This window comes from Undibacterium sp. Ji83W, assembly GCF_049340385.1.
In the GTDB taxonomy this organism is placed as follows: Bacteria; Pseudomonadota; Gammaproteobacteria; order Burkholderiales; family Burkholderiaceae_D; genus Undibacterium.
In genome coordinates, this window is the sequence record NZ_JBMPOZ010000004.1 from 330,189 (window position 1) to 356,098 (window position 25,910).

At 50.6% G+C, this 25,910-nt stretch carries 18 protein-coding genes; 11 read left to right on the forward strand and 7 right to left on the reverse strand.

Annotation, left to right across the window (positions count from 1 at the left end):
• The first annotated feature begins 84 nt into the window (after positions 1-84).
• On the forward strand, positions 85-909 hold the full coding sequence (locus tag ACO0LD_RS10470; RefSeq protein ID WP_423006416.1) for a D-hexose-6-phosphate mutarotase: 825 nt from the start codon (positions 85-87) through the stop codon (positions 907-909).
• A gap of 189 nt (positions 910-1,098) precedes the next feature.
• Positions 1,099-3,855, forward strand: a complete 2,757-nt coding sequence (locus tag ACO0LD_RS10475; RefSeq protein ID WP_423006418.1) for a M16 family metallopeptidase — start codon at positions 1,099-1,101, stop codon at positions 3,853-3,855.
• 60 nt (positions 3,856-3,915) lie between these two features.
• Here ACO0LD_RS10475 and ACO0LD_RS10480 read toward each other — a convergent pair whose 3' ends face one another.
• A complete protein-coding gene (locus tag ACO0LD_RS10480; RefSeq protein WP_423006420.1) occupies positions 3,916-4,560 on the reverse strand; it encodes a YcbK family protein in 645 nt (214 codons plus the stop codon).
• A gap of 190 nt (positions 4,561-4,750) precedes the next feature.
• Here ACO0LD_RS10480 and ACO0LD_RS10485 point away from each other — a divergent pair, with 190 nt between their 5' ends.
• On the forward strand, positions 4,751-5,959 hold the full coding sequence (locus ACO0LD_RS10485; RefSeq protein ID WP_423006422.1) for a GIN domain-containing protein: 1,209 nt from the start codon (positions 4,751-4,753) through the stop codon (positions 5,957-5,959).
• A 211-nt stretch (positions 5,960-6,170) separates the two neighbouring features.
• Entirely contained in the window at positions 6,171-6,953 is a 783-nt protein-coding gene (locus tag ACO0LD_RS10490; RefSeq protein WP_423006424.1) for a substrate-binding periplasmic protein, read from the forward strand.
• A gap of 36 nt (positions 6,954-6,989) precedes the next feature.
• Here the strand turns inward: ACO0LD_RS10490 and ACO0LD_RS10495 are convergent, their stop codons facing one another.
• The gene (locus ACO0LD_RS10495) at positions 6,990-7,406 is read right to left on the reverse strand and encodes a hypothetical protein (RefSeq protein WP_423006426.1); all 417 of its coding nucleotides are present in this window, start codon (positions 7,404-7,406) and stop codon (positions 6,990-6,992) included.
• Positions 7,407-7,695: 289 nt separating this feature from the next.
• Between ACO0LD_RS10495 and ACO0LD_RS10500 the strand changes: the two genes are divergently transcribed.
• Entirely contained in the window at positions 7,696-12,057 is a 4,362-nt protein-coding gene (locus ACO0LD_RS10500) for an Ig-like domain-containing protein (RefSeq protein ID WP_423006428.1), read from the forward strand.
• Between the two features lie 67 nt (positions 12,058-12,124).
• On the opposite strand, the gene ACO0LD_RS10505 is transcribed toward ACO0LD_RS10500, so the two are convergent.
• The gene (locus ACO0LD_RS10505) at positions 12,125-12,463 is read right to left on the reverse strand and encodes a TonB family protein (RefSeq protein ID WP_423006430.1); all 339 of its coding nucleotides are present in this window, start codon (positions 12,461-12,463) and stop codon (positions 12,125-12,127) included.
• A gap of 732 nt (positions 12,464-13,195) precedes the next feature.
• Between ACO0LD_RS10505 and ACO0LD_RS10510 the strand changes: the two genes are divergently transcribed.
• Positions 13,196-14,743, forward strand: coding sequence for a DUF4214 domain-containing protein (locus ACO0LD_RS10510; RefSeq protein ID WP_423006432.1), 1,548 nt, complete (start codon positions 13,196-13,198; stop codon positions 14,741-14,743).
• 71 nt (positions 14,744-14,814) lie between these two features.
• On the opposite strand, the gene ACO0LD_RS10515 is transcribed toward ACO0LD_RS10510, so the two are convergent.
• From ACO0LD_RS10515 to ACO0LD_RS10530, 4 genes are all read right to left on the reverse strand, one after another.
• Entirely contained in the window at positions 14,815-15,720 is a 906-nt protein-coding gene (locus ACO0LD_RS10515; RefSeq protein ID WP_423006434.1) for a TraB/GumN family protein, read from the reverse strand.
• Positions 15,721-15,849: 129 nt separating this feature from the next.
• Entirely contained in the window at positions 15,850-16,476 is a 627-nt protein-coding gene (locus ACO0LD_RS10520; RefSeq protein ID WP_423006436.1) for a pyridoxamine 5'-phosphate oxidase family protein, read from the reverse strand.
• Between the two features lie 104 nt (positions 16,477-16,580).
• Positions 16,581-17,321 (reverse strand): substrate-binding periplasmic protein, encoded by a 741-nt coding sequence (locus ACO0LD_RS10525; RefSeq protein ID WP_423006438.1) that lies wholly within the window; start codon positions 17,319-17,321, stop codon positions 16,581-16,583.
• Between the two features lie 172 nt (positions 17,322-17,493).
• On the reverse strand, positions 17,494-19,524 hold the full coding sequence (locus ACO0LD_RS10530) for a UvrD-helicase domain-containing protein (RefSeq protein ID WP_423006440.1): 2,031 nt from the start codon (positions 19,522-19,524) through the stop codon (positions 17,494-17,496).
• 258 nt (positions 19,525-19,782) lie between these two features.
• On the opposite strand from ACO0LD_RS10530, the gene ACO0LD_RS10535 reads away from it, so the two are divergent.
• The 5 genes from ACO0LD_RS10535 to ACO0LD_RS10555 all read left to right on the forward strand — a co-directional run bounded on the left by ACO0LD_RS10535 (position 19,783) and on the right by ACO0LD_RS10555 (position 25,851).
• Positions 19,783-20,844, forward strand: a complete 1,062-nt coding sequence (locus ACO0LD_RS10535; protein ID WP_423006442.1) for a response regulator — start codon at positions 19,783-19,785, stop codon at positions 20,842-20,844.
• Positions 20,831-21,634 carry a hypothetical protein gene (locus ACO0LD_RS10540; protein ID WP_423006444.1) on the forward strand — a complete coding sequence of 268 codons (804 nt, stop codon included), beginning with the start codon at positions 20,831-20,833 and terminating at the stop codon, positions 21,632-21,634. Before ACO0LD_RS10535 ends, ACO0LD_RS10540 begins: the two co-directional genes overlap by 14 nt.
• An 89-nt stretch (positions 21,635-21,723) precedes the next feature.
• The gene (locus ACO0LD_RS10545; protein WP_423006446.1) at positions 21,724-24,921 is read left to right on the forward strand and encodes a response regulator; all 3,198 of its coding nucleotides are present in this window, start codon (positions 21,724-21,726) and stop codon (positions 24,919-24,921) included.
• Between the two features lies 1 nt (position 24,922).
• Positions 24,923-25,288 (forward strand): response regulator, encoded by a 366-nt coding sequence (locus ACO0LD_RS10550; RefSeq protein WP_423006448.1) that lies wholly within the window; start codon positions 24,923-24,925, stop codon positions 25,286-25,288.
• Positions 25,289-25,368: 80 nt separating this feature from the next.
• Entirely contained in the window at positions 25,369-25,851 is a 483-nt protein-coding gene (locus ACO0LD_RS10555; RefSeq protein WP_423006450.1) for an SRPBCC family protein, read from the forward strand.
• Positions 25,852-25,910: the final 59 nt, after the last annotated feature.

Below are 25,910 nucleotides of genomic sequence, written 5' to 3' on the forward strand. Positions count from 1 at the left end.
GTATTGGAAGATGGCAAAATCATACCGTTTGCGCAACTATCCATTACACTAATGCATATCAACATTTACTGAAAGAAAGCCTGCATGAATTTCCTCAGCCTTACATCCCAAGATGGTGCCACTGCAAAAATTGCCAGCCAGGGAGCGCATATATGTTCCTGGATACCTGCAGGCGGGGTTGAGCAATTATTCATGAGCGAGACTTCGGCTTTTCAGGATGGTGTTGCCATCCGTGGCGGCGTACCTGTGGTGTTTCCGCAGTTTTCCAACCAGGGGACTTTGCCCAAGCATGGTTTCGCCCGCACTTCTGAATGGAAGCTCTTGCAGTCTGGCCTGCTGGAAAGCGGCGCTGCCCAGGCTGTCTATGAACTGAAGGAAAACATCGCCCGCCTGACCATCTGGCCTTATGTATTTCGCGCAGAACTACGGGTCAGCATACTGGGTAATAGCCTGCAAATCGTGCTGGAGATACACAATACGGGCGATACCAATTTCAGCTTCAGCACTGCCCTGCATACTTACCTGGCCGTGCAGGATATCGCGGATGTCAGCCTGCATGGTCTGCAAGGCCTGCATTATCGTGACACTGTCACGGGCACTGATAATTGCCTGGAAGCTGATCCAAGCCTGCGCATCAGCGGTGAAACCGACCGCATCTACGGCAATGTCCCGGCCCAGCTGGAATTGCGCCAGCCACAACAAAGCACCCTCATACGCAGCAGTGGTTTTGCCGATGCCGTGGTCTGGAACCCTGGAGCAGGCGCGGTCAAAATCAATGACCTGCACGCTGGTGGCGAAAAAAACATGCTATGCGTAGAAGCGGCGACAATATTACGGCCCGTCACTCTGGCACCGGGTGATAGCTGGAGTGGCAGCCAGACCTTGACAGTCGCTGCAGTGCACAATTGACAAGCGATTGCATTTAACACATAGTTACAATCTGGCAGATTTAAGTCAGCCACCTAAATCGCCTCAAATGTCGTCTATCTTTATTACAAAATAGCTGCAACTTTATCTATTTCCATAAATCATATCCGTCAGGTGTAATCCACCAGGCGGATTTATTATTTTTGTACCCCGAAATCACAGAAGGATTTTATGCAACAACTACGCTCCGGCATGCAGCTTTCACTCAAACCTGTCTTGCGCGCCCTGATACTGGGCGGTGTCTTTCTATTCACCGCCCCTGTCGCGCTGGCAGACAATTTGCCGAAAGGTGTCAGCCAGGTGACCAGCGTGGAAGGAATCACTGAATACCGTTTGCCAAATGGCTTGCGGGTATTGCTGATGCCGGATGCATCCAAACCTACCGTCACTGTCAATGTCACTTACCTGGTTGGTTCACGTCATGAAAACTATGGCGAAACCGGTATGGCACATTTGCTGGAACATCTGATGTTCAAGGGCACGCCGACCAACCCAAAAATCACGGAAGATTTCAATAAGCGTGGCATGCGCATCAATGGCACTACCTCCCTGGACCGCACCAATTATTTTGAATTGTTCCAGGCCAGCGATGACAATCTGAAATGGGCGCTGGAAATGGAAGCCGACCGCATGGTCAATTCCAATATCGCCAGAAAAGACCTCGACACCGAGATGACAGTCGTGCGCAATGAATACGAACGTGGTGAAAATTCACCCGGCGCAGTACTCATGAAACGTATGCAAAGCGTGGCTTTTGACTGGCATAACTATGGCAATTCCACCATAGGTAACCGCAGTGACATAGAAAACGTCAAGATAGAAAACCTGCAAAGTTTTTACCGTAACTACTACCAGCCAGACAATGCCGTGCTGCTGGTAGCGGGTAAATTCGAAGCTGAAAAAGCCCTGCAATGGATTAATGCATCCTTTGGCAAGATCGCCAAACCGACCCGCAGTCTGCCCCAGTTCTGGACTACAGAACCAACGCAGGATGGTGAGCGCAGCTTTGTCGTGCGCCGTAAGGGTGATGTGCAGATGGTGATGATTGCGTATAAGGTACCGGCTGGCTTGCACCATGACCGTGATGCCCTGAACTATGCTGGCAGCATACTGGCCAGTGCTCCGCATGGCCGCTTGCACAAACAACTGGTGGAAAGTGGCAAACTGGTACAAGTGTTTTCAAGCAGCATGGGGTATGTTGAACCCGGCCTCGCCATCATCGGTGCCGTCGTCAAGAAAGGTGAATCTGTCGATGCAGCGAGAGATGCGCTGCTGGCAGGCATAGAAGACTTCAAGAAAAATCCGCCGACCAAGGAAGAACTGGAACGTCTGAAACGCGACAATGCCAACTACTATGAAAAACTGCTGAATAACCATGAGTCCATCGGCGTCAGCATGTCTGAATATATCGCCATGGGTGACTGGCGCTATCTGTTCAAGGACAGGGATGACGCAGACAAAGTCAGCTCTGAAGAAGTCACTGCCGCTGTGAAAAAATATCTGGTGCGCGACAACCGTACCGTTGGCACCTTCATCCCGGAAGACAATCCACAACGCGCAGACATACCTGCCGCACCAAGTATTGCAGAAGTCATGAAAGACTTCAAACCCAAGGCAGCGACATTGACTGGTGAAGTGTTTGATCCGTCGCCAGCAAACATCGACAAGCGCACGCAAGTCAGCAATATCGGCAATCTGCAAGTGGCGCTCTTGCCTAAAAAGACCCGTGGCGAAACCGTAAACGTGTCCCTGAATTTGCATTGGGGTGATGAAAAAACCCTGTTTGGCAAATCCACCGTCATGGGCTTTACCGGCGGCTTGCTGAGCACAGGTACCAGCAAATATTCCCGCGCACAACTGGCGGATGAAATGTCCAAACTGAAAATGAGTGGCGGCCTGTATTCATTCCAGACCACCAAGGCGAATTTGCCAGCAGCTCTGGAACTGGTGGCGCATGTCCTGAAAGAAGCCAACTTCCCGGAAAGCGAATTCAAGCAATTGAAAGAGAGAGCTCTGGTCAATACAGAGGCTTCACGCAATGAGCCTTCTGCCGTTGCCAGCCGTGCGATGGCGCAGCATTTCAACACCTATCCCAAAGGTGATGTGCGCGCATCCATGACACTGGATGAAACGCTGGAAGCCATACGCAATGCCAAGCTGGAAGACGTCAAGACTTTCCATAAAGATTTCTATGGCGTATCCAAAGGTGAATTGTCCATCGTCGGTGATTTTGATGTGGACAGCACCAAACAGACCGTCGCCAAAATATTTGATGGCTGGACCAGCAAGTCTCCATACTCCCGTCTGGTCAGCAAACGCGAAAACATTCCGGCAGTGCGCAAGACATTCAACACACCAGACAAGGAAAACGGCGTTTACTCCAGCCGCATGAATCTGAGCCTGCGTGAAGATGATGCAGACTTCCCTGCACTGCGTGTGGCCAATTATATTTTTGGTGGCGGCGCTGGCATGAACTCGCGCGTGATGGAACGCATACGTCAAAAAGATGGCCTGTCTTATGGCGGCGGTTCCAACCTGACGGCAGGTGAAATCGACCCGGTAGGTAGCTTCAGCATCAATGCAACGGCGGCACCACAGAATCTGGAAAAACTGGAAGTCGCCGTCAAGGAAGAACTGACCCGCGCCCTCAAGGACGGCTTTACAGCCGATGAACTGGCCAAGGCCAAATCCGGGCTCTTGCAACAACGGGTTCAAGGACGCAGCAGCGACGGTGCGGTAGCCAGTGGCTGGAACGGCAATCTGTATCTGAAACGCACCTGGGCCTGGTCACAAGCCATGGACGACAAGATACAGGCGCTGACAGTGGAGCAGGTCAATGATGCCTTCCGCCGTTATATAGATCCGGCCAAAATGAGTGTATTTATCGCTGCGGATGAAGCCAAGGCCAAGGCTGCTGTCGCTAAATAAGTTTTTCTTTGCCTTTCAAGCGGAAGTATTAAATTTCCACTTGAAAGGTCTTTAAGAAACTCAGCCCTTCCAGCTTCTTTGCAAGCCCGTGTCAGTATGTATCCAGCCGCCATTGGCGGTCTGGCGGTAATAAAAGCCGACGCCGCCCTGGCGGAAACTTTGTATCAGTTCGCCCAGGATTTCTTCATGTAGCTGAGGGATGCGGATGTCGGCAGCTTTGCCGTCCATGTGCAGAGACTTGCGGGCCGCCGGTACGCCTTGTTCTATCAGGCGCGTATTGGAAGCCTGGGTACGGTAGCCAGACAGTATTTCCAGCGGTCTGGTCATGCCAAAGCGGGCAATATAGGCCTGGGTTGCCCACAGGGTTTCCAGCAGTTTGGGGTCAATAGGAGCAGTCTGTTTGCCATTGACGTCGCGCAAGATGTGGCATAGTTGCTGGTAGGCAGACTCCAGTACTTCGCCGTCTTTCCAGTACAGTATCTTGCTGCGCTCGCCCGTGGCAGGGCGGATCAGGTCCATGGTGCGGGGTTTGACCCAGAATTCTATGTCCAGCGCCTGTGAATCAAACAAGTCAGGCGGTGGGGTTGGTTGCGCGTGTTTTTCAGTACCGGTATCTGCGGCATGCAGGATGGTATGCGGGGCTGCCAGTCCGGCAGTGCCGAGCAAGAGCCCTTTCTTTAGTAACTGGCGGCGCGTTAGTGTCATTCTTGGATTCTGGATTGGTGATGCACATCAGCTTAGCCTACATCGTCATGAAAATCAAAGCCCTGCGCTTTATCCGGCAAATTTGCGCTTGGTCACACGGAAATTGCATTCTGTCTTTTTAGACGGTGATATCTGTTTAAAACAACATTACACTACAAGCCATTCAATAACTCTTATTCCAAACGATATCATGCTCAAATCTTTAGGAAGTCTGGCACTGCTGACCGTCTTGCTCAGCGCTTGTGAAGTCAGGGTCAAGGGCGATGCCATCAAGGGCAGCGGCAAGCTGATTACCGAGCAACGCGCTGTCACTGAATTCAGTGCCATTGAAAATTCTGGTTTCTTTGATGTGATCGTCACCAATGGCACCGCTGGCACCGCCGCTGCTGTGGAAGTCAGCGGCGACGACAACCTGGTGCCGGAAATTGAAACCGTGGTGGAAAACAAGGTCTTGATCATACGCAGCAAGCGTAAATCCTATAGTTTTACCTGGACCAATCGTCCGGGCACCATCAGGATCACCGCCGCTGGCTTGAACCGTATCAATAATAGCGGTAGCGGCGATATGGAAGTACGCGACTTGCAGTCAGACAACCTGGCATTGAATTTGAATGGTTCTGGCGACCTGAAGATCAGTGGCAAGGTCAATACCTTGAAACTGATCGCCAATGGCAGTGGCGATATGGATTTGCAGCAACTGCAAACCGGCAAGGCCGAGGTAGAAATTCATGGTTCGGGTGACACCCATATGAATATTATCAGCCAATCGCTGGATGCCAATCTGAGTGGCAGTGGTGAACTGAGCGTGGATAATCTGCAGTCTGTTCCCGTCAAGCTGGTACAACACGGTCCCGCTGATGTGAAACTGGGCGGTACGATCAAGGCGCTGGAACTGGAAATGTCTGGCTCTGGCGATGTGCAGATCCAGGACATCAGGGCTGAGCAGGCCAGCATACGCAGCAATGGCCCGGGTGAATTAAACTTGAGTGGTGAGATAGTGTCCCTGACACTGACCAGCAGTGGTTCTGGTGATATCAATGCCGACCATTTGAAAATCAAGGATTTGCAGATCGTCAACAATGGCCCGTCGAACCAGAGTTATCGCAGCATCACAGGCGTATTCAAACTGGAAAATTCCGGCTCAGGTGACTTTGATGTGGAATTGCAATCTGAGGCAGCGCTGGAAGTGATGATGAACGGCCCCGGAGAAACCCGCCTGAAAGGCACAGCCAAAAGCCTGAGCGCCAGGCTGACTGGCAGCGGTGACTTGCATGCCCGTGATTTATTGCTGGACAGCGCCAGCATCAAGGTGACCGGCCCTGGTGAAGCCGAAGTGAATGTCAAGAAAGCTGGCGGTTCACGCATCGTCAAGATAGATAGAAATGGTGTAGCGAATTAAACAACGCAGCACGACACAAAAACAAAACGACGCAGCTTCAGATAAAAAGGGTTCATGTAAAACATGAACCCTTTTTTTATTTTTCCAGAACCATAGTGTTTGCGATATTTAACATGGATTGTGCACTACATGCCCTCATCCGTGCCGGAGCCAACAACCAAAGCAGGTAATTTGCGCTAAGATTAAGCGACTGCCTTAAACCGTATCGCCAATGTTGCGCTATTCACGCTTACTGTCCTGCATCTTGCTGGTCTGTGCTGGCTGGGTCAGTGTGACGTATGCTCAAGCAAAGCCCAATGTAGTGTTGTTGATGAGCGAAGAGCTCGATAGCAAAGGCGCCGTCATCCCTCTTTCTGGCGAAGTCGTGGAATTGCTGCGCTATCTGGAACAACATACCAGGCTGAAATTTGAAGTAAGGCGCTACCCTTGGAAAAGGGCAGTGGAAAACGCCGCCATGGGCGAAGGCCTGATCTTTGGTATTTCCAAAACCCGCGAACGCCTGCGCAGCTTCAAATTCAGCGCTCCTATCTTTACTGATCAGGCTTTGCTGGTGACATTGTGTCGCGCAAAATTCAATTTCAATGTTATCAATGATTTGAAAGGCAAAACCATAGGCATAGTACGCGGTACCAGTTATGGGGAAGAATTTGATCGGCTCAGCAATGTCTTGTTCAAGGTCGAGGACGACACCAGCAATAATCTGGGCCGTTTCAAAAAATTGAGCATGCGCCGCATGGATGCATTTTTATTGTATAGCTCAAGCGCCAATATTGGCAGGTTGGAAACCTACTTCAATCAACAATACATGGCAGAATTTGGTGACAAACAGGCAGACAGCAAATTGTTTTGCATACTGCCCAAGCCGGTATCCTCGATAGATATCCATATTGCCATGCGCCCTGACGGTGATGCCAGCCTGCTGCAGAAAATAGACAAGGCCATTTTGCAGGGACATCAGGATGGTGAACTGGCGCGCATTTATTCGCCCAGATAAATTATTCTTAGGCACAGCTCAGGCTCAAGCTCAGAGTCAAGTTATGCGGCCACCCTTGTATTGATGTCGCAATACCAGACGGCTGCTGGCGATCAGGCTATTCAAGCCCAGTATCAGCTGTATCAGCACATGCCCTGGCAAACCCCAGACTTGCCCCTTGGGCGGTGTGCTGCGGGTCACCGCGGTCAGCACCGGTGCCACCCATTGCGCTTCTTCTGTCAAATCCAGCAAGACATCGCCATCGGAATTGGTATGCAGGTAAAGCTCACCACCATGTACCAGCGTCAGGCAGATGCCCTGACCGGTAGTTGGTTTATCGCCCAGGGCTTGCTGCAATTCGCGGTGTTGCAAATCCATCCATGCTTCTACATCGAGCGCGGTTTCCAGGGATATCCAGGAATGCTCTTGCAAATCAGGAGCTGGATCAGATTGCTGGTTTTCATTAAACATCATCTTGCTCTTTAATACTTTCTTTGCGGTCAATTGCACAGGCAATTTGACTAGCCCTCAGGCTGATGCCGCATTCTGACACAAATGTCCGGCAAGCACCCTGATCAAAAATTGAGCAATATACCAAGAAATGTAGCCCATCGCGCATTAAATCAATAGCAAATTATTCACATTCACAATTGCTACACATATCTCATTTAAATTTCCGTATTTGTCAGGTATCGTTGCGGGTTTCCCAATTTCAGTGCTGACTTGATGCGGATTTAAGGCCGCCCCTTTAGAACTACATTTCATGATTTTAACCAACACCTATTCCATTGCTGAATTACCAGATGAAGCATCGACTGAACCAGATATTTTTGTAAACAGCGCTATAAACAGTCCTTTCAATCTACTCCATTTCAGTCCGCCGCCAGCGTCACCAGTCATCACTGCCGTCACGTCTACCAAGACGGATGGTACTTATACTTTAGGTGAGCAAATCAGCATCACCATCACTTTTGATCAGGCAGTTGATGTCACGGGCATACCGCAGTTGACACTGGAAACCGGCACTATTGACCGTGTGATCGACTATGTGGCAGGCAGCGGCAGCAATACCCTGACTTTCAGTTATACCGTGCAAGCTGGGGATAGCAGCGCCGATCTTGATTACCACGACGTTGCCGCACTGGCATTGAATGGCGGGACGATTAAACTTAGCGGCGATACCACCGATGCCGACCTGACACTGGCAACACCTGGTACAGCAAATTCACTGGGGGCGAATCAGGCACTGGTGATCAATACCAGTATCCCTACCGTCAACAACGTCACCATCAGTTCAGCCACCGGCATACAAAACAATAGCCTGAATGCTGGCGACGTGGTGTCTGTCACGGTCACCATGTCTGAAGACACGACAGTCACAGGCACGCCGCAATTGGCGTTGAATATCGGTGGTAGTACTGTGAATGCAGACTATAGTTCAGGCAGTGGCAGCACGGCATTGGTATTCAGCTACACCATAGCAGCCGGGCTTAACGACAGCGATGGCATTAGTATCGCCAGCAATAGCGTCAACCTGAATGGCGGCAGCTTGAACAGTGCGTTAGGCAATGCTGCTGACCTCAGCCATACTGCCGTCGCGGACAATAGCAATTATCTGGTCGATACCAGCAAACCTGCCACACCAGCAGCAGCTACACTGGATGCGGCAAGCGATTCTGGCGTTTCGTCTTCGGATGGCAAGACCAATATCAATACGCCGACATTTAAAGGTGTCACCGAAGCTTTTGCTACCGTCAATTTGTATGACACTGGCGGCGCAGTCGTATTGGGCACTACAACGGCAGACAGTTCCGGGAATTGGTCTGTCACTGTGACCCAGGACCCTGCCACCACGTTGCCACTTGCAGGTACGCATAGCGTCAGTATCAGGGCGGTAGACAGAGCTGGCAATATCAGCAATGCTTCAGGCAACACAAACATCACCATCGACACTACCGCACCAGCGCTGGCTCAGACGATTACCCTGTCAGATACTGCATTAAAGATCGGTGATACGGCAATCATCACCATCAAGTTTACTGAAGCCGTAAGCGGTCTTACGACGGCGGATTTGAATGTGCCAAACGGCAGGATAACTGGTTTGACAACATCGAATGGTGGCATCACCTGGACGGGCACGCTGACCCCGAATGCCAATGTCACCAATACCTCTAATTTAGTACGCCTGGATAATACAGGCTACACTGACTTAGCTGGCAATGCTGGCTCAGGTAGCAGCAATTCACCCAATTACACGATAGACACCGTCAGGCCGACACTCGCTTCGGCAATCACGATTTCTGATACAGCTTTAAAAATTGGTGATGCAGCTACCGTCACCCTGGTTTTTTCCGAAGCAATCACTAGCTTCACCACGGCCGATTTAACGGCAAGAAATGGTACATTGTCCAACCTGACCACTGGCGATGGTGGTATCACCTGGACGGTCACGCTGGCACCCAATGCCAATGCCAGCAACAACAGCAATGTCATCACACTGGATTACACTGGCATCAATGATTTGAATGGCAATGCCGGTACCGGCAGCGCGACATCAGGCAACTATGGCGTTGATACCTTGCGCCCAACTGCCACTGTCGTAGTTGCCAACCCCAGCCTGACTGCGGCCAGCACATCACTGGTCACCATTACTTTCAATGAAGCAGTCAGCGGATTCAATAATGCGAATTTAGCTGTGGCGAATGGTAACTTGACGACGGTCACATCCGGCAATGGCGGTATCACTTGGACGGCAACCCTGACGCCTGCATCTGGTGTGGTAGCAGCTAGTAATGTCATCACCCTCAATTACACGGGTGTCAGCGACAGCGCAGGCAATGCAGCAACGGGAATCACAAATTCCAATAATTATGCCATCACCGCCGGCGCGAATCTGGCCCCTACGGATATCATGCTGAGCTCATCGGGCATCGTACAAACTGCAGCAGATAACACCAGCGTTGGCACCCTGATAGCGATGGATCCTAATCCTGGCGACACAGCCAGCTTCAGCCTGGTTGCGGGTGCCAGCAATAATAGTAATGACAAGTTCAGCATCTCTGGCAACAGCCTGATAGCAAAACGTCCGCTGGAGATGGCGTCTGGTAATTATACGGTGCTGGTGCGTGCCACAGATGCGGCTGGTTCAGCCTATGAAAAAAATCTGGTGATTACGGTAACCGATAATATCGCACCCTTCGCTACGGCGATCAAGCGCGTCCAGAGTGAAAGCAGCAATCTGGGTACACTGGAATACAAAGTCAGCTTCAGTGAAGCTGTCACAGGTGTTAATCCAGCAGCCTTCTCACTGCTCACCACAGGAAACGTTAGCGGTAGTATCAGCGGCATCACCCAACTGGATGCCAGCAACTATATTGTCAGTATCAGCAATCTGACTGGCGACGGCACCCTGGGTTTGAATCTCAAGAATACCGGCACTGGCATTCTTGATAAAGCCAGCCTGACCCTGAATGGTGGCTTTACTGGCCAGCTCTATCAAATCGATCATACACGACCAACCACTGGCATCAGCAAGCTGAGTTTTTCTAACGATGATGGTGTCAGCAATTCTGATTTTATTACCACAGCAAGTGTGCAAACTATTTCGGGCAATCTGAGCGCGCCACTGGCTGCGGATGAGCGTGTTCTGGTGTCGCCGGACAATGGCAATAGCTGGCTCACTGCTACCGCCAATCCGGGCGCGCGGCAATGGTCACTGACCGGACAAACACTGGAAGGCAGCAATACCCTGCTCATCAAAGTCAGTGATGCTGCAGGAAATGCAGGCAACACACTGTCACAGAATTATTCGATACTCAGGTATGACGCTGCCATCGATTCAGATGCTGATGGCGATGGTGCCTATATGAGTACAGAAACACTGGTGCCGAATTTAATTGGCGATGGTCTGGGTGATGGCAATGGTGATGGTATTGCCGATCAATCGCAGAATGCGGTGACATCCCTGCAGTGGCTGGATCACTCATCCAGTCCACATTACCTGACTCTGAGTAATACTCAACACATCTTGCAAAAAGAAGTCGCTACCAAAGCGGTCATCAACAGTGCGACAGAAATACAGTTTCCCTATGGTAGCTTGTCTGCACAACTGGAAGGCTTTAGCAGCCAGGCCGAAGTCAGTTTGTCGCTATACACCACGGCAGATAGCGCTGTGAATGGTTTCTGGACGCAAACAGCCACCGGTGAATGGATGAACCTGGCGACGAATATCACAGCATCTGGAAACAAGCTCAAAGTTGATTTTAAAATCCTTGATGGCGGACCAGGTGACCTGGATGGCAAAGCCGACGGCAAAATTTCTTTTTCAGCAGGGCTGGGAAATAAGACTGAGAAGGCGGAGACAATTGCGGTCAAACCCAGTACCTCCTTACCGAATGACAAGGATGGTGATGGCATCCCGGATGCGATCGAAGCCAGAGTCGGCACCAAACTCGATGTCAAAGACAATGATGTGCTGCACCGTTCTGACTTGTTTGCCATGCAGCTCTACCGCGATGTCTTGTTCCGTGAAGCAGATACGGCAGGGGTGCAGTACTGGCAGGGGCAGATAGACAGTGGCAAGATGAGCCGTGCCCAGGTGGCAGCGTCGTTCATGGAATCTGCTGAATTCCAGGGTGGCATCGGTGGTATCACGCGTCTGTACTTTGGTGCCTTTGACCGTTTGCCTGACCGTGATGGTCTGGCCTACTGGATGCAGGCGCAAAAAGATGGCATGAATCTCTCCAAGATCAGTGCTTCCTTTGTGTCGAGTGCGGAGTTCCAGAAGACTTATGGGGCGCTGGATAACACGGCCTTTGTGGACCGGGTTTATCAGAATGTGCTGCACCGTAGTTCAGATGCGGCAGGCAAGGCTTACTGGCTGGGACAACTGGGGAATGGATTAAGCCGTGGCGATATGCTGGCGGGCTTTACCGAGTCGACCGAGTTCAAGGCCAATTCGCAATCCAAAGTGTCATTGACGCTGGATTACATCGGTCTCTTGGGGCATGCGCCGGATCAGGCGACGTTTGATGCTTTGCTCAGTCAATCGGGCACGGATGTGGTCACCCTGATTGGGCAGTTTATTAATTCGCCTGAGTATTTGGCGCGCTTCATGCCTGTCTAAATTCCCACAATTCCAGCTTCCGCAAGTGCCTGATATTGTTGATGCGCTTGCGGACGCTGCGGGGTGATTACTTCAGTGTCCAGGCAAACGCCAGCGTATTCCAGCCTGGCGTGGCGCCGACCTGGAAGCGGCATGCTTTCAGTGCGCGCAATGAGGCTTTATCAATTTTGCGAAAACCGCTGGAGTCAACCACCTTTACATCAATCACAGTACCTTTGTCATCCAGCAAATAATTTAATTTAACCAGGCCTTGTTCTTCATCTGAGAGTGTGCGTTGATCATAAGTCGGGGCTTCGCAACCGGACTCAGCAAATGCCTGGTCGGCTTCCATGGCAAATGCAGGTACGGTAACCAGGGCAAAAGCCAGTGTGGTAACGAAAGCATACAAACGGAAATGAGAAGACATAATAAACTCCTGAAAAATATTGATGAATTTGCTGCTACCCCAAGGGCACTTGACTGCCACAAAACCGGACGGTATCGGACAAATGTCGGGCAGATGAATGCAATATACGTGGCACAGACTCAGCTAAAAAATCAATAATTCATATAGGTGTTATTTCCAAAAAACATAATGCTCGCACTGCATTATTTTAGTGCGATCCACTATTACGCTTTATCGATAAAATTCTCCAGGCTTGTGCAAAATTGGCTGAAAAGCCCGCCAATATTGCGCTTCCTTGTTCATGTTGGTGCAAAAAAATGTATAGCCTCACGGTAAAATATTTTTCTATTTTTTTGTAACAGATGCACATTTGCATAATTTTTTTTCATTTCCATATCCCTTCACCGGATTTTTCCATTTGCCCTCCGCTTGCAAATGAACAGTTTTGCTCGTGATTTTTAAAGAAATATCAGGTAATTTTCCAAGCATTTATTTTCCATTTAAGTCAGCAAAAACATGCTCAGAGGAGCGGCTAAAGAAGATACGATAAAGTCACTTTTTTTAACATCAGTCACACTGTTAATTTCAAATTTGTGAACTATTCTGCATATTGGCGTCACATGACGCTTACCCACCTGCTTTGGTCTTCAGACATCTCCATATATGGTGACCTGGTAAACGCTTTTTAAAAACTGGGCGCCAGACCTGACCACAACGATGATTTTTTATCCAATTTTTTTAAGGAATAACATCATGGCTGGCACTGTCTCAACACAAAAAGATACCGTCATCGTCAACCCGTATAGTGGTGACTACAGGATAGATGTGCTACTCCCGTCTGCGACGGCGCGCTGGAATAATGGTAGCGCAGTAGGCACGGCAGTCGAAGTCAGCTATAGCTTCATGAGTACAGCGCCGGATTATGCACAAGACTCTGATAAAAAAGGTTTCAGTACGTTTACCGATGAGCAAAAAATCGCCACCCGCAAAATCTTTGATTTGATTTCCCAGCAATTTGGTATCACCTTCAAAGAAGTGACGGACACCAATAGCAGCTACGGCTTTATACGATTGGGCAATAATGCCCAGGGTGCCACCAGTGCCGGTTATGCGACTTACCCGGATACGGCGGATACCAAGGCCAGCGGTGACATTTATCTCAATAATGAAGTCAGCGATAATCTTAGCAATGTCATCCCCGGCACCAATAGCTGGGCCACACTGGTCCATGAAATTGGCCATGCCATAGGGCTAAAACATCCGGGTAATTACAATGCTGGCGAACCGGCATCGACGACGGCAGATAATTTTCTGGCAGCGGCTGAAGACAGTGAAATGAATACCGTGATGTCGTATGTGAAAGCACCACAGGGACAGGAAAGGGATTTCTTTGGCAAGTTTGATTATCTTGCGCTGAAATACCTGTATGGCGGTAAAGCCTATAATGCCGATGCGACGACTTACAATTTGACAGATGCCGATGGCCGCCTGCTCAAAATCATCAATGATACAGGAGGCGTAGATACCATCAATCTGTCTGCCCTGACAGTTGCTGCCACTATCAATCTTACTCCCGGCTCCAGCAGCTCAGTGGGCAGGCTGGCCAGTGATACGGTGTCGCAAAATAATTTATCGATCGCCTTTGATACCATCATAGAAAATGTCATTGGCACACGTTTCAGTGATGTCATGACAGGTAACAGCGCCAACAATCGTTTTGAAAGCAATGGCGGAGGTGATACGGTGGATGGTGGCGCTGGCTTTGACCTGCTCATCATCAAGGAAAACCGCGCTACGTTTACCATACAAAAAAACGCCACGGATATCAGCTTCCGTAACAATAGCACCAGCGACATCACCTCCATCATCAACGTCGAGAGAGTGCAACTGAACGACAAGATGGTGGCCTTTGACCTGGAGGGTACTGCAGGTCAAATGTACAGGCTGTACCAGGCTGCATTTGACCGCAAGCCCGATGCAGCAGGGCTGGGTTACTGGATCGCTGATATGGACAAAGGGTCCAGCCTGTTGACGGTAGCTGCCGGCTTTTTTCTATCCCCCGAATTTCAAAAACTGTATGGTGCGAGCCCCTCGACGACGACACTGATTACGAATTTTTACCAGAACGTTTTACACAGGGCACCAGATCAGGCAGGTTTTGATTACTGGAACAAGGAACTCAGTTCCGGCGTCAGCACCCCTGCCAGTGCGCTCGCGAGTTTTTGCGAAAGTGCAGAAAACAAGGCGCAGGTTCTGGGGTCCATACAAAACGGGATTGAATATAATTTGTGGCTGGGTTAAACCTGCACAAAAACAAAAGGCGCAGAGTTGGAAAACTCTGCGCCTCGCAAATAAACTTTAGATCACAAAGCCTATTTGATTTGTTTCACTTCCAGGCCCTGCTTTTCCAGCAATTCGATAATACTGTTGGCACCAGACAAATGCCCGGCACCGACTACGATAAAGAGTTTTTTACCTTCGGCCAATAAAGCCAGGATTTTTTTTGTCATGCCCTGATTGCGGTCATCCAGCAATAATTTCATGAGTTTTTTCGAACCTGCATCCTTGCTGGCTGCTTCTTGCAGGATTTTTGCCAGGCCTTCGGCATCGCCGCTTTTCCAGGCGCTGATCATGCCTGCGGTTTCGCGCAGGGTATCGCCATTCTTCAAACCTTCCAGGGTCTGTGCCAGCATGGCATCTGCATCTTCATCGGCCAGGCCACCCAGCACACTGGCTTGAAATGCCGTGCTTTCCAGTTCGACGATATCTTTTTTGTCCTGCTTGGCCCGCAAGACATAATGCAAGTCCACGCCCTTGGATGCATCATAGCCTTGCTGCCTGAAGACACCGATACTGAGTGCTGTTGCCACGATTGTTGGCTTCAGACTCTGGAATTGTGCCGCAGCCGGGCCGACCATGGACTGCAGGCTTTCCCAGGTGCTTTTCTTGATGTGGTTTTCCAGCTTGTCGGGTGCCGCATAGGTAAAGAAAGGCATGGCCTTTTCAGCCGCTTTGGCATCCGTTGTATCGACCTCAACGACCAGGGTGTCGGCCTGTTTATAGGCTGCCTCTACAGCTTCAGGCAAGGGATAAAAACTGGCTTTGGCGAGATGGATGGAACCAAACAGATAGACGGTATTTTTTTCTGATTTAACTTCCCAGAAAACACCTTTGGCAGGAGTCTCTGCCTGGGCAAAGGCTGTGTTGGCGGCAATGGCCAGGCCAAATACGGCCAGACATTTGAGCGTTAACTGAGAAAAAGCAGTCTTGAATTTCATTATCATCGATTCCATGTAATTATTTGGTCTGGTCCTGATCTGGTCCTGATATTGCGCCAGGCGGCACAGGATACCAGAAAGCTCGCGCACTGCTCACAAACAGCAACGTACTTGAGACTCTGAGTGCCTTCAATACAAAGTCGCACGCTGCCTTGCGGGCAACTCGCTATCGTATTTCTGACCATCGACTTCGGCATTGGTCAGCGCCGCCAGTATGCTACCTGGACTAGGTATATTAGGCGCAATGTCAGTTCCGGCCCGTTGCCATAATTGCGAACGTATGATGGCGCGTGCACATTGAAAATAAACAGTATCGACAGCGATACGCAGCACGCATTTAGGTGGTTTGCCGTCAACTGCCAGTCTATCCAGTAAAGCAGGATCAACAGAAATTGTGGCGCTGCCATTCACGCGCAAAGTTTCACCTATGCCGGGAATCAGGAACAAGAGGCCGACTTGCGGATCAAACAGGATATTGCGCAAGCTATCGACCCGGTTATTGCCACGCCGTTCAGGCAACAATAAAGTTTTTTCATCTTCGACCACGATGAAGCCAGGTGCATCACCCCTGGGTGAAGCATCAAGGCCATCGAGGCCGCGCGTGGCCAGCACCGCAAAGGGTGAAGCCTCTATCAGGGCACGGTAATGGGGATGGATATAAGGCACTTCTTTTTTGATGGAAGCGGCACCGACTGTATCAAACAGGGCTTCCAATTGTTCGCTGCTGGTGATCTGGTGAGAGGATGAATTCAACATGGAGAATAGAAATAAGTAGAAGTAAGTAGAAGTAAGTAGAAGTAAGTAGAAGTAAGTAGAAGTAAGCTGTATCAATTAAATATAAACTGAAAAGTCGCTGAACATCAGTTTTTTCCTATGACTGGTGCCTTGCGCCAGTCGGCGCGCGCCTGCAATAATGCGCGCTCTATAAATCCTTCCTTATGCAATTTCTCCAGTTGTTTATTGAATGCGGGCAGATGAATGGCGCATGGACTTTGCGCGACAAAACCAAACAGGTTTTGTGAGTCGATCAAAAAAGGTTGCAGGGGGATGAGCTTGTCGTCGATATTCGCCGATGCCATATGAGCCTGACCAGCATGATAGCCGGTGATCACATAATCAAAACGATTCGCCAGCAACATATTGAATGCGGTTTCCAGATTATCAGCCTCGCTGACATTCAGGCGATTATCCATGAATTCATCAAACAGTGAGCCGAAGCGGTTGCCACGTGCGATACCGCCACGCAAGCCTATCAAATCTTCCCATTTGCTAAAAGGCGGAGGGTGATCTTTTTTAACAAAGGCAGCGACAGGATTGTTCAACACCAACTCACTGAAGAGTAAAAAACTGCGGCGTTCTGGTGTGATCTTGAGGGTGGTGATGACGTCTATGTTGCCGTTTTGGGCGGCATTCAAAACGCGTTTCCAAGGCCCCAGATAGCGCAGTTCATAGGGCAAACCCAGGTCAGTCAGGATGCGGGTAATGATGACGATACTGGCACCTCGCAACTGCTTGCCATCATACCAATGTAAAGGAGGGTAGGCAGGATCTGCCGAGACTATCACACGCTCGCAACTGCCACGCGCCATTGTTGGCAGCATCAGCATGTTGCAGAGTATGAAAATAAGCAAGCTAAGCAAACGGTGCATAAATCACTTTTGCAAAATATCTGGCTAATTAGTTCTAGCTATTGGGGTAATCAAAATACATACCCCATGAACAATATTAGCATTTTTGCTCGGTCAATAGCTCAAAATGCACCAATTCAGTTCATTATTCCCTGGGTTTGCTCAATAAGGCCTTTAAACCTGCCAGTCTTTCCTTGGGTGTCATGACTTCACCTTCGGCAGGCACGGCATCGCCTTCATCGAGTTTCATTTCCTTGATAAAGCGGGAAGGGTCGCAATGTACCTGCACACCCGCACGTTTGCGTTTTTTGCACCAAGTGATGTGCAGGCTGCGCTGGGCGCGGGTAATACCTACATACATCAGGCGGCGCTCTTCTTCTATGCGTGCGGCATAAGTCTCTACCGGCGCATCAGGGTCACCCTTGTGCGGCAAGATGCCCTCTTCGACACCGACCAGGAATACATGCGGATATTCCAGCCCTTTGGAGGCATGCAGGGTGGACATGCGCACGGCATCAGGCTCTTCATCCTTGCCTTCCATCATGGTCATCAAAGCGACCATCTGGGTCAGGTCGAGCAGGCTGCGATGATCATCATTGCCGTCCTTGCCGCCACTGCCCTTGGTCTTCAGCCACTGGGTAAAGTCGAGCACATTCTGCCATTTGTTTTGTGCAGCACGGTCTTCAAAGCTGTCGTAGAGATAGCCTTCGTAATTGATTTCCTTCATCAGGTCATCCAGCAATTCGGTGGCATGGCCTTCCCTGTGGGCATGGGCCTCGACCTGGTTGATGAAGGTGCAGAAATTGCGTAATGGCCGTAACTGTTTGTCAGGCAGCTTGGCTTCTATGCCACCTTTGAAGACGGCGGCAAACAGCGAGCATTGCCATTGCCCGGCAAATTCGCCCAGCACTTCCAGCGTGGCAAGGCCGACACCGCGCTTGGGTGTGGTGATGGCGCGGATAAAAGCCGGGTCATCATCTTCATTGGCAATCAGGCGCAGATAGGCAATGATATCCTTGATCTCGGCCCGGTCAAAAAAACTCTGGCCGCCGGATATCGTGTAGGGAATACGCTCACGCCGCAACGCTTGTTCTATAACGCGGGCCTGGTGATTGCCGCGATATAAAATCGCGTAATCAGAATATTTGGCCTGGCGCTCGAAGCGGTGGGCAGAGATCATGATGGCGACTTGCTCGGCCTCTTGTTCATCATCCTGCATGCCCAGCACCTTGACCGGATCACCGAGGCCATGCTCAGACCAAAGCGACTTTTCAAACAGCTTGGGATTATTGCCGATGACAGAATTGGCTGCCTGCAAAATGCGGGTGCTGGAACGGTAATTTTGTTCCAGCTTGATGATTTCCAGATTCGGGAAATCAACTTGCAAGGTCGTCAGGTTTTCTATGGTCGCACCACGCCAGGCATAGATGGCCTGGTCATCATCACCCACGGCAGTGAACATGGGCTTTTTGCCCACGCCTGTGACCAGCAATTTCACCAGTTCATACTGACAGGTATTGGTGTCCTGGTATTCATCAACGAGCAGGTAACGCAGACGGCGCTGCCATTTGTCGCGCACCTGTTCATTGCTGCGGAATAGTTCTACCGGCAAGCGTATCAAATCATCAAAATCCACCGCCTGATAAGCAGACAGGGTGGCGACATAGCTGCGGTAGACCCTGGCGGCAATCGCTTCGTCTTCGTCCTGCGCCTGCTTCAATGCAAGTTCAGGATCAATCAGGCCATTTTTCCATAAGGACATAGCAGTCTGTATGCGCCGTATCAATTGCTTGTCGGTGGTGATCGCCAGATCCTGTACCAGCGAAAAACAGTCGTCGCTGTCCATGATGGAAAAGCGGTCTTTCAAGCCCAAAGCCTGCGCTTCCTGCCTGAGTATTTTTACCCCTAGCGAGTGAAAAGTGGATACCGTCAATTGCCTGGCCTGACGCGGCTCGGCCAACAATTTAGCGATGCGCTCCTGCATTTCCAGCGCGGCCTTGTTGGTGAAGGTCAGGGCAGCAATATGTTTTGGATCATAGCCATGCAGTTCTATCAGGTTGACGATTTTCTGGGTAATCACGCGCGTCTTGCCCGAGCCCGCTCCGGCCAGCACCAGACAGGGGCCATCCATATAATTGACTGCATTACGTTGGGGAGTATTCAGACCATGGGACATAAAGGGAGACGGAGCTGATCCGAAAAAACTTGCAGGCGCTATTGTAGCCTGCAATGGCAAGAGAACCTTCTTCACCTTAAGCAATTAGCTTGCGCTCTATGTGAGCATACGCACAGATAAATCAGCGACACTTGAGCAACAATGTATATCTTTGTGAATTCAGTATGAGAATAGTGCTTTTATTGCCAAAAAGATAGAAATAAAGGCTAGACAATTGGATAAGCTCAGACTATTCTCTAACTCAGGAGGATGCCTTTTATGAAAGACCAAAAATCTGCTCGTATCCTGCTGGTGGATGATGAAGACAGAAATATCCGCCTGCTTGAAGTGCTCTTGCATGCTGAAGGCTATTCTACTCTGAGTGCGAATAATGGGCGCGATGCGCTTAAAGTTGCGGCGTTCGCGCAACCTGATCTTATCCTGCTCGACATCATGATGCCGGGCATGGATGGTTTTGCCACTGTTGCAGAACTCAAGGCCAATCCCCTGACTCAACCTGTGCCCGTCATCATGCTGACGGCGCTGGATGACCGTGCATCCAAACTGCGCGCCCTCGAAGCTGGTGCCGAAGAATTTTTAACCAAGCCCATAGACCGTGCTGATCTCAGCGTGCGCGTGCGTAATCTCTTGCGTCTCAAGGAGTATGGTGATTTCCTGACTGACCATAACCGCATACTGGAAAGCCAGGTGGTAGAGCGCACTGCGCAACTGGAAGATGCCTATCGCGATACTGTATTTACGCTGGTGCGCGCTGCCGAGCACAAAGACGAAGAAACCGGTCATCATGTACGCCGCATCAGTTATTACTGCCGCGCCCTGTCTGAAGCCATGGATTTGCCGGGTGATTTTCATGATGCGATTTTCCAGGCCAGCCCCATGCATGATATAGGCAAGATAGGGATACCTGATCATGTCTTGCTGAAACCCGGCAGCTTCAACCACGATGAGTGGAATATCATGCGCACCCATTGCGCACTTGGTGCCAGCATACTCGCCAGCGGTACTTCACCGTATACCGAAATGGGTGCAGAAATCGCCCTGAATCATCATGAACGCTGGGATGGCACAGGTTATCCTAATGGACTCAAAGGTGAAGCCATCCCCATCGCTGCCAGGGTCATGCAAATTTGCGATGTCTACGATGCCCTGCGCAGCCGCCGTCCCTACAAACCCGCACTTGATCATGAACGCGCCATGAACATCATTATCGAAGGCGATGGCCGCACCCGCCCCGAACATTTTGATCCAGATGTATTGTCCTGTTTTGTGACAGAGGCTGGCCGCTTCGCCGCCATTTACGACAAGCATGCCGATGCCTGAGGCGCAACGTCCTGCTATTCTGCTGATCGACGATGATGCCGATCTGCTACAAGCCCTGTTACGATTGCTCAGGCCTTTGCAACACCCTATGCTAAGCGCAAGGGATGCCAGCGAAGCACAAGCAATCATGGCGCAACATCATGTTGGCGTATTGATCTGTGAACCGCGAGACCAGCGTGCTGCCGCATTCCTGATTGCGGCCAGGGAAAAGCACCCTGATATCGTGCGCCTGATATTAACTGGCTACCCGGACCTGGACAGCGTGCTGAGGGCAGTCAACCAGGCTCATCCTTTCAAGTTATTGGTGAAACCCTGGCTGAATGAAGAAATGCTGACCACAGTCAATCTGGCATTGACACAATATGTCGTGAACCGCGAACGCGAGCGCTTGTTGAAAGAATACAACGGTATCCTCAGCAATGCAGAAACTGCCCACGCGTTTCGCACGCTGGAAGCGATCATGCATTCCATCCACCAAGACATGGCAACAGATGCCATAGATAATTTGCCCATGGGCGCATGCCTGCTGGTGAATGGTGTAGTCAAGCGGTTTAACCGCACTGCCATGCGTGTCCTCAAAGAACTTGATCAGGCCGAGATCAATATCGGTACACTGGCAGAAGAGTTACCGGCAGCATTGCAGGAAGCCTACGGTGCAGTACGCAAGCAACGCTTGCAAACGCGCCTGGCTGATGAACAGAGGCTGGATTATTTTGTGCTGGACCTGAGCGCGGGCACACTGATTGCATTTGCCCCGGAACCCAGGCTGGGCAGGCCGCCTGATTATTAGGCCTTATTGATTAAGCCTTATTGAATGTGATAGCCCGGAAGTTCGACGAGAAGTTTTGATACGCATGTGTTCACCACGGAAAATGCATCATGAAAAAACTCAGTACCGAATTCAGACTGCTTGCAGGGCTTATGTTCGGGCTGGCCTTACTCTTATCGGCTGGTTGGCAATTGTACCGATCACTGCAAGACTATCGTGAAAACTCCTTATGGGTCAGCCATACCTATCAGGTGCTGGACCAGTTAAATGAAGTCAAGTCAGACGTGCTGGAACTGGAGAGCATACAGCGCCTTTTTTTTATTACAGGTGACGATGTATTCACCAGCCAGCGTGACAGCAAATCAATACAAATACGTCAGGCATCAAAAAAGATTTCAGAGTTGACGACGGATAATCCACGCCAGCAATTACTCTATAAAAACCTGGCGCAAAAACTGGAAGAAAGACTGAATGCGCTCGACAAAACGCTGCAGGTATATCAGACAGAAGGTTATCCTGCGGTACGCAAACATCTGATCAGCGGTACGCCACGTATCATCATGGAAGCCTTGCTGGTACAGATCAGCAGCATGGAAGAAGAAGAGCGTGTCTTGCTGGAACAACGCAAGACTCAGGTCGAAAACAATTTTGTCCAGGCACGGAATATAGGCATGCTGGTTTTGTTGATCACACTGGCTGGTGGTGCCTTGCTGTGGTGGCAATTCAAACGTGATGTTGATCAGCGTGTCAAGGCAGAAGCCGCTGTGCGCGACAGCGAATCCCTGCTCAAGCAAGTACTCGATATACTGCCCGTCGGCGTCTTCATTTGTGACCGCAACGGTGTGCTGAGCACTATCAACCCCGGCGCCAGGATCATCTGGGGTGGCAGCCGCTTTGTCAGTGCAGACCAGTACGGTGAATATGCCGGCTGGTGGCCAGATACTGGCAAGCGCATAGCATCAGATGAATGGGCCATGGCACGTACCCTGAAAACTGGCGAAACCATACTCAATGAGCTGGCCGACATACGTTGCTTTGACGGCATCCGTAAAACCATTTCAAACAGCACTGCCCCCTTGCGGGATGATGCAGGCAAACTGATCGGTGGTTTGTCGGTGAATGTGGACGTGACGGATTTCATTCTTACCGAACGCAAACTGCGCACTGCCGCGCATTATGATGATACCCAGGTCAAGGCACAAAACCTGTTCGCTGCCAGCTTTGAGCGTCATAAAATCTTCGATGGATTATTGAACCTGCTGGCTGAACGACATGGTTATCTGATGTCGGCGCTGTATAGTTACGATGAATGGTATGCACGTTTCCGTTGCGAAGCCAGCTATGGACTGGGCCATGATATCCCGCGTGAATTTGAACTGGGTGAAGGCATGCTCGGCCAGGCTGCCCTGAGCGGCAAAAGCAATTCACTCGATGCCAGCCGCCTGACCCTGCAAACCGGTCTGGCAGATTTCAGCCCCAAGCATGTGCTGATGATACCCGTGCTGTACCAGGAACATCGGCTGGCCATCATGGTGCTGGCGACGACCAATAATGTGATTACTGGCGAACAGGTTTTCCTGGAAAGACTGGCCGGTCAGCTGGGCGTTGCCCTGCACAATCTGCGCCAATACAGTGATCTCAAACTATTGGCTGATCAACTGCGCAATAGCAGCGAAGAAATCGCCGCAAAAAATCAGCAACTGGAACAAGCCAGCCGCATGAAGTCTGAATTTCTGGCAAACATGTCGCATGAATTGCGCACCCCATTGAATGCCATTGTCGGTTTTTCCGAGATACTCAAGGATGGTCTGATGGGCAGCCTGTCTACCCAGCAAAAAGATGCATCGGTAGATATTTTCAATAGCGGCAAACACTTGCTGGCCCTGATCAATGACATCCTTGACTTGTCCAAGATAGAAGCGGGCAAGATGCAGATCAATCTGGAGTCCACCGATATCAGCGCACTGGTACAGGCCAGCATACAGGTAGTGCGCGAGCAGGCCAGCTTGCAGAGCTTGCAAGTCTCGGCCAAGATCCAGGAAAACCTCGGCGATATCTGGCTGGATGAAGTCAAGGTCAAGCAAATCATTTATAACCTTTTGTCGAATGCCGTCAAATTTACCCCTGAGGGTGGCCGTGTGCATATCTCGGCCCGCCGGGTTGATGGCTATCAGGTGACAGGTGGGCGCTTCGAGCATTATCTGGAAATCATGGTCAGCGACAGCGGCATAGGGATACCGGCGGACGCCCATTCCGAGTTATTCAAACCCTTTACCCAGATAGACAGTAGTCTGTCACGCAAGCATCAGGGCACTGGCCTGGGTCTGGCCATGGTAAAACGCATGGCAGAGCTGCATGAAGGCAGCGTCAGCATGAGCAGTATAGCTGACAAGGGTTCCACCTTTACCGTCTTGCTGCCTTGGCGCACGGCCAATCTGCCAGTGAAAATCAAAGGGCAGGCTGCCAGCCACAACAGTGCCCATACCAATTCCAACAGCCACGCCATGGCCACGACCGCAACGGCGACAACAAACAGCAGCAATCATCACGCGAATGGGGAGTTGCTGGCCCTGATCATAGAAGATGATGATCAGGCTGCCGAGGTCTTGCGGGTGCAGTTGGAGAGCGAGGGCTTTCGCATAGTGCGCGCCAACACGGCAGAAGCTGCGTTGACCATGGCGGAGCAGGAACACCCTGATCTGATTACCCTGGATATTTTATTACCCGGCATGGATGGCTGGGAATTTCTTGAACATTTCAAGCAACATCCCTTGTTTTCTTCCACCCCGGTGGTCATCATCTCCATCGTGGCTGACCGTGGTCGTGGCCTGTCTTTAGGCGCTGCCCATGTCATGCAAAAACCGATAGCGCGTGAAAACCTGACCACCGCCCTGAGCGTGCTCGGATTTTGCAATGACCCCACGGCAGTACAAAAAACTGCCCTGGTAGTGGATGATGACCCCAAGGCCGTGCGGCTGGTGACGACCCAGCTCGATTCCTTTGGTTATAAAACCCTGGCTGCCCTGGGTGGACAGGAAGGCATTAACATGGCCCGGCAACACAAGCCCGACCTCATCGTACTGGATTTGATGATGCCTGAAATTAATGGCTTTGATGTGGTGGAAGCCCTGAAAAGTGATACAGTCACAGCAAGTATTCCGATTATTGTCCTGACTGCCAAGCAAGTTACTGCTGACGACAGGATACGTCTGAGTGGTGATGTCAAAAAAGTTATGGAAAAATCTGATTTCAATCACGGTCGCTTCATCGGTGAAGTAAGACGTGCCATGGCAGGCAGGGGTAAGTGAGATGGCGCGTGTACTGATCATTGAAGATAACCCGGTCAATATGAAGCTGGCTGCATTCTTGTTGCAGAATGCCGGCTACGAAGTGTTGCAAGCGGTAGATGCCGAGATCGGCTTGCAGGTTGCCAGAATAGAACTGCCCGACCTGATATTGATGGACATGCAATTGCCGGGCATAGACGGCATGACCGCTACCAAGCAGCTAAAAAGTGCCGCTGCGACTGCCCATATCAAGATAGTCGCCCTGACGGCCTTTGCCATGAGTGGCGATGAAGACCGCTTCCGCGCCGCTGGCTGTGATGCCTATATGGCAAAACCTATCCGCTACCAGGCGTTTTTGTCTCTGGTTGATTCCATACTCAAGGCTTGAATGGACTAATGCTGCCATAGGAGGCAGGACAAGCAGGGGTCAAGCGGAGTAAACTGGCGGCATCAGAAAAAAGGTGCTCCATGAAATTTGAACATTTAGTTGAAATCAATGACCTAGGCAACCCCGCCGTCGAGGTTATCACTCGCGAACAATTATGGCGCGGCCTGGTATTGCGGGCAGAAATGCCAAGGCTGTTTGTCTCTTACCTTGATGATGCCAGCATCATGGACCGCAATGAAGCCAGCATGACACGCACTTTGAAATATGGTGCGCTGGAAATCACCGACCACGTCAGCCTCGTCCATCTGGAACATGTGCATTACGATGTGGCCGCGCAGAAGGATATCCCCCAGTCTTCATTGCGCATGAGTATAGAAGAGCCGCAACCGCAGGCGCTGTTTGTCCGTTTTGCCTATAACAGTGGCAACGCTGAAGCAGAAGATGCCGACGCTAAAATGTATAACGAATACCGTAAATCGGCCTATCAGGAAGCCGATGTGGAAACTGTGCGCATCATCCGCGAGCTGGCAGAAAGCGGGCGGCTCGATGCCCTCCCATCCTGACAACATTTGATGGATTGCTGAGCCATCCGCATTTCAGGGATAATGCGGTTCAGTAATCC

Bases quoted from the DNA above. Each gene is read 5' to 3' on its own strand.
- ACO0LD_RS10470 (WP_423006416.1), top strand. From the start codon at position 85: ATGAATTTCCTCAGCCTTACATCCCAAGATGGTGCCACTGCAAAAATT.
- ACO0LD_RS10475 (WP_423006418.1), top strand. From the start codon at position 1,099: ATGCAACAACTACGCTCCGGCATGCAGCTTTCACTCAAACCTGTCTTG.
- ACO0LD_RS10480 (WP_423006420.1), bottom strand. From the start codon at position 4,560: ATGACACTAACGCGCCGCCAGTTACTAAAGAAAGGGCTCTTGCTCGGC.
- ACO0LD_RS10485 (WP_423006422.1), top strand. From the start codon at position 4,751: ATGCTCAAATCTTTAGGAAGTCTGGCACTGCTGACCGTCTTGCTCAGC.
- ACO0LD_RS10490 (WP_423006424.1), top strand. From the start codon at position 6,171: ATGTTGCGCTATTCACGCTTACTGTCCTGCATCTTGCTGGTCTGTGCT.
- ACO0LD_RS10495 (WP_423006426.1), bottom strand. From the start codon at position 7,406: ATGATGTTTAATGAAAACCAGCAATCTGATCCAGCTCCTGATTTGCAA.
- ACO0LD_RS10500 (WP_423006428.1), top strand. From the start codon at position 7,696: ATGATTTTAACCAACACCTATTCCATTGCTGAATTACCAGATGAAGCA.
- ACO0LD_RS10505 (WP_423006430.1), bottom strand. From the start codon at position 12,463: ATGTCTTCTCATTTCCGTTTGTATGCTTTCGTTACCACACTGGCTTTT.
- ACO0LD_RS10510 (WP_423006432.1), top strand. From the start codon at position 13,196: ATGGCTGGCACTGTCTCAACACAAAAAGATACCGTCATCGTCAACCCG.
- ACO0LD_RS10515 (WP_423006434.1), bottom strand. From the start codon at position 15,720: ATGAAATTCAAGACTGCTTTTTCTCAGTTAACGCTCAAATGTCTGGCC.
- ACO0LD_RS10520 (WP_423006436.1), bottom strand. From the start codon at position 16,476: ATGTTGAATTCATCCTCTCACCAGATCACCAGCAGCGAACAATTGGAA.
- ACO0LD_RS10525 (WP_423006438.1), bottom strand. From the start codon at position 17,321: ATGCTGCCAACAATGGCGCGTGGCAGTTGCGAGCGTGTGATAGTCTCG.
- ACO0LD_RS10530 (WP_423006440.1), bottom strand. From the start codon at position 19,524: ATGTCCCATGGTCTGAATACTCCCCAACGTAATGCAGTCAATTATATG.
- ACO0LD_RS10535 (WP_423006442.1), top strand. From the start codon at position 19,783: ATGAAAGACCAAAAATCTGCTCGTATCCTGCTGGTGGATGATGAAGAC.
- ACO0LD_RS10540 (WP_423006444.1), top strand. From the start codon at position 20,831: ATGCCGATGCCTGAGGCGCAACGTCCTGCTATTCTGCTGATCGACGAT.
- ACO0LD_RS10545 (WP_423006446.1), top strand. From the start codon at position 21,724: ATGAAAAAACTCAGTACCGAATTCAGACTGCTTGCAGGGCTTATGTTC.
- ACO0LD_RS10550 (WP_423006448.1), top strand. From the start codon at position 24,923: ATGGCGCGTGTACTGATCATTGAAGATAACCCGGTCAATATGAAGCTG.
- ACO0LD_RS10555 (WP_423006450.1), top strand. From the start codon at position 25,369: ATGAAATTTGAACATTTAGTTGAAATCAATGACCTAGGCAACCCCGCC.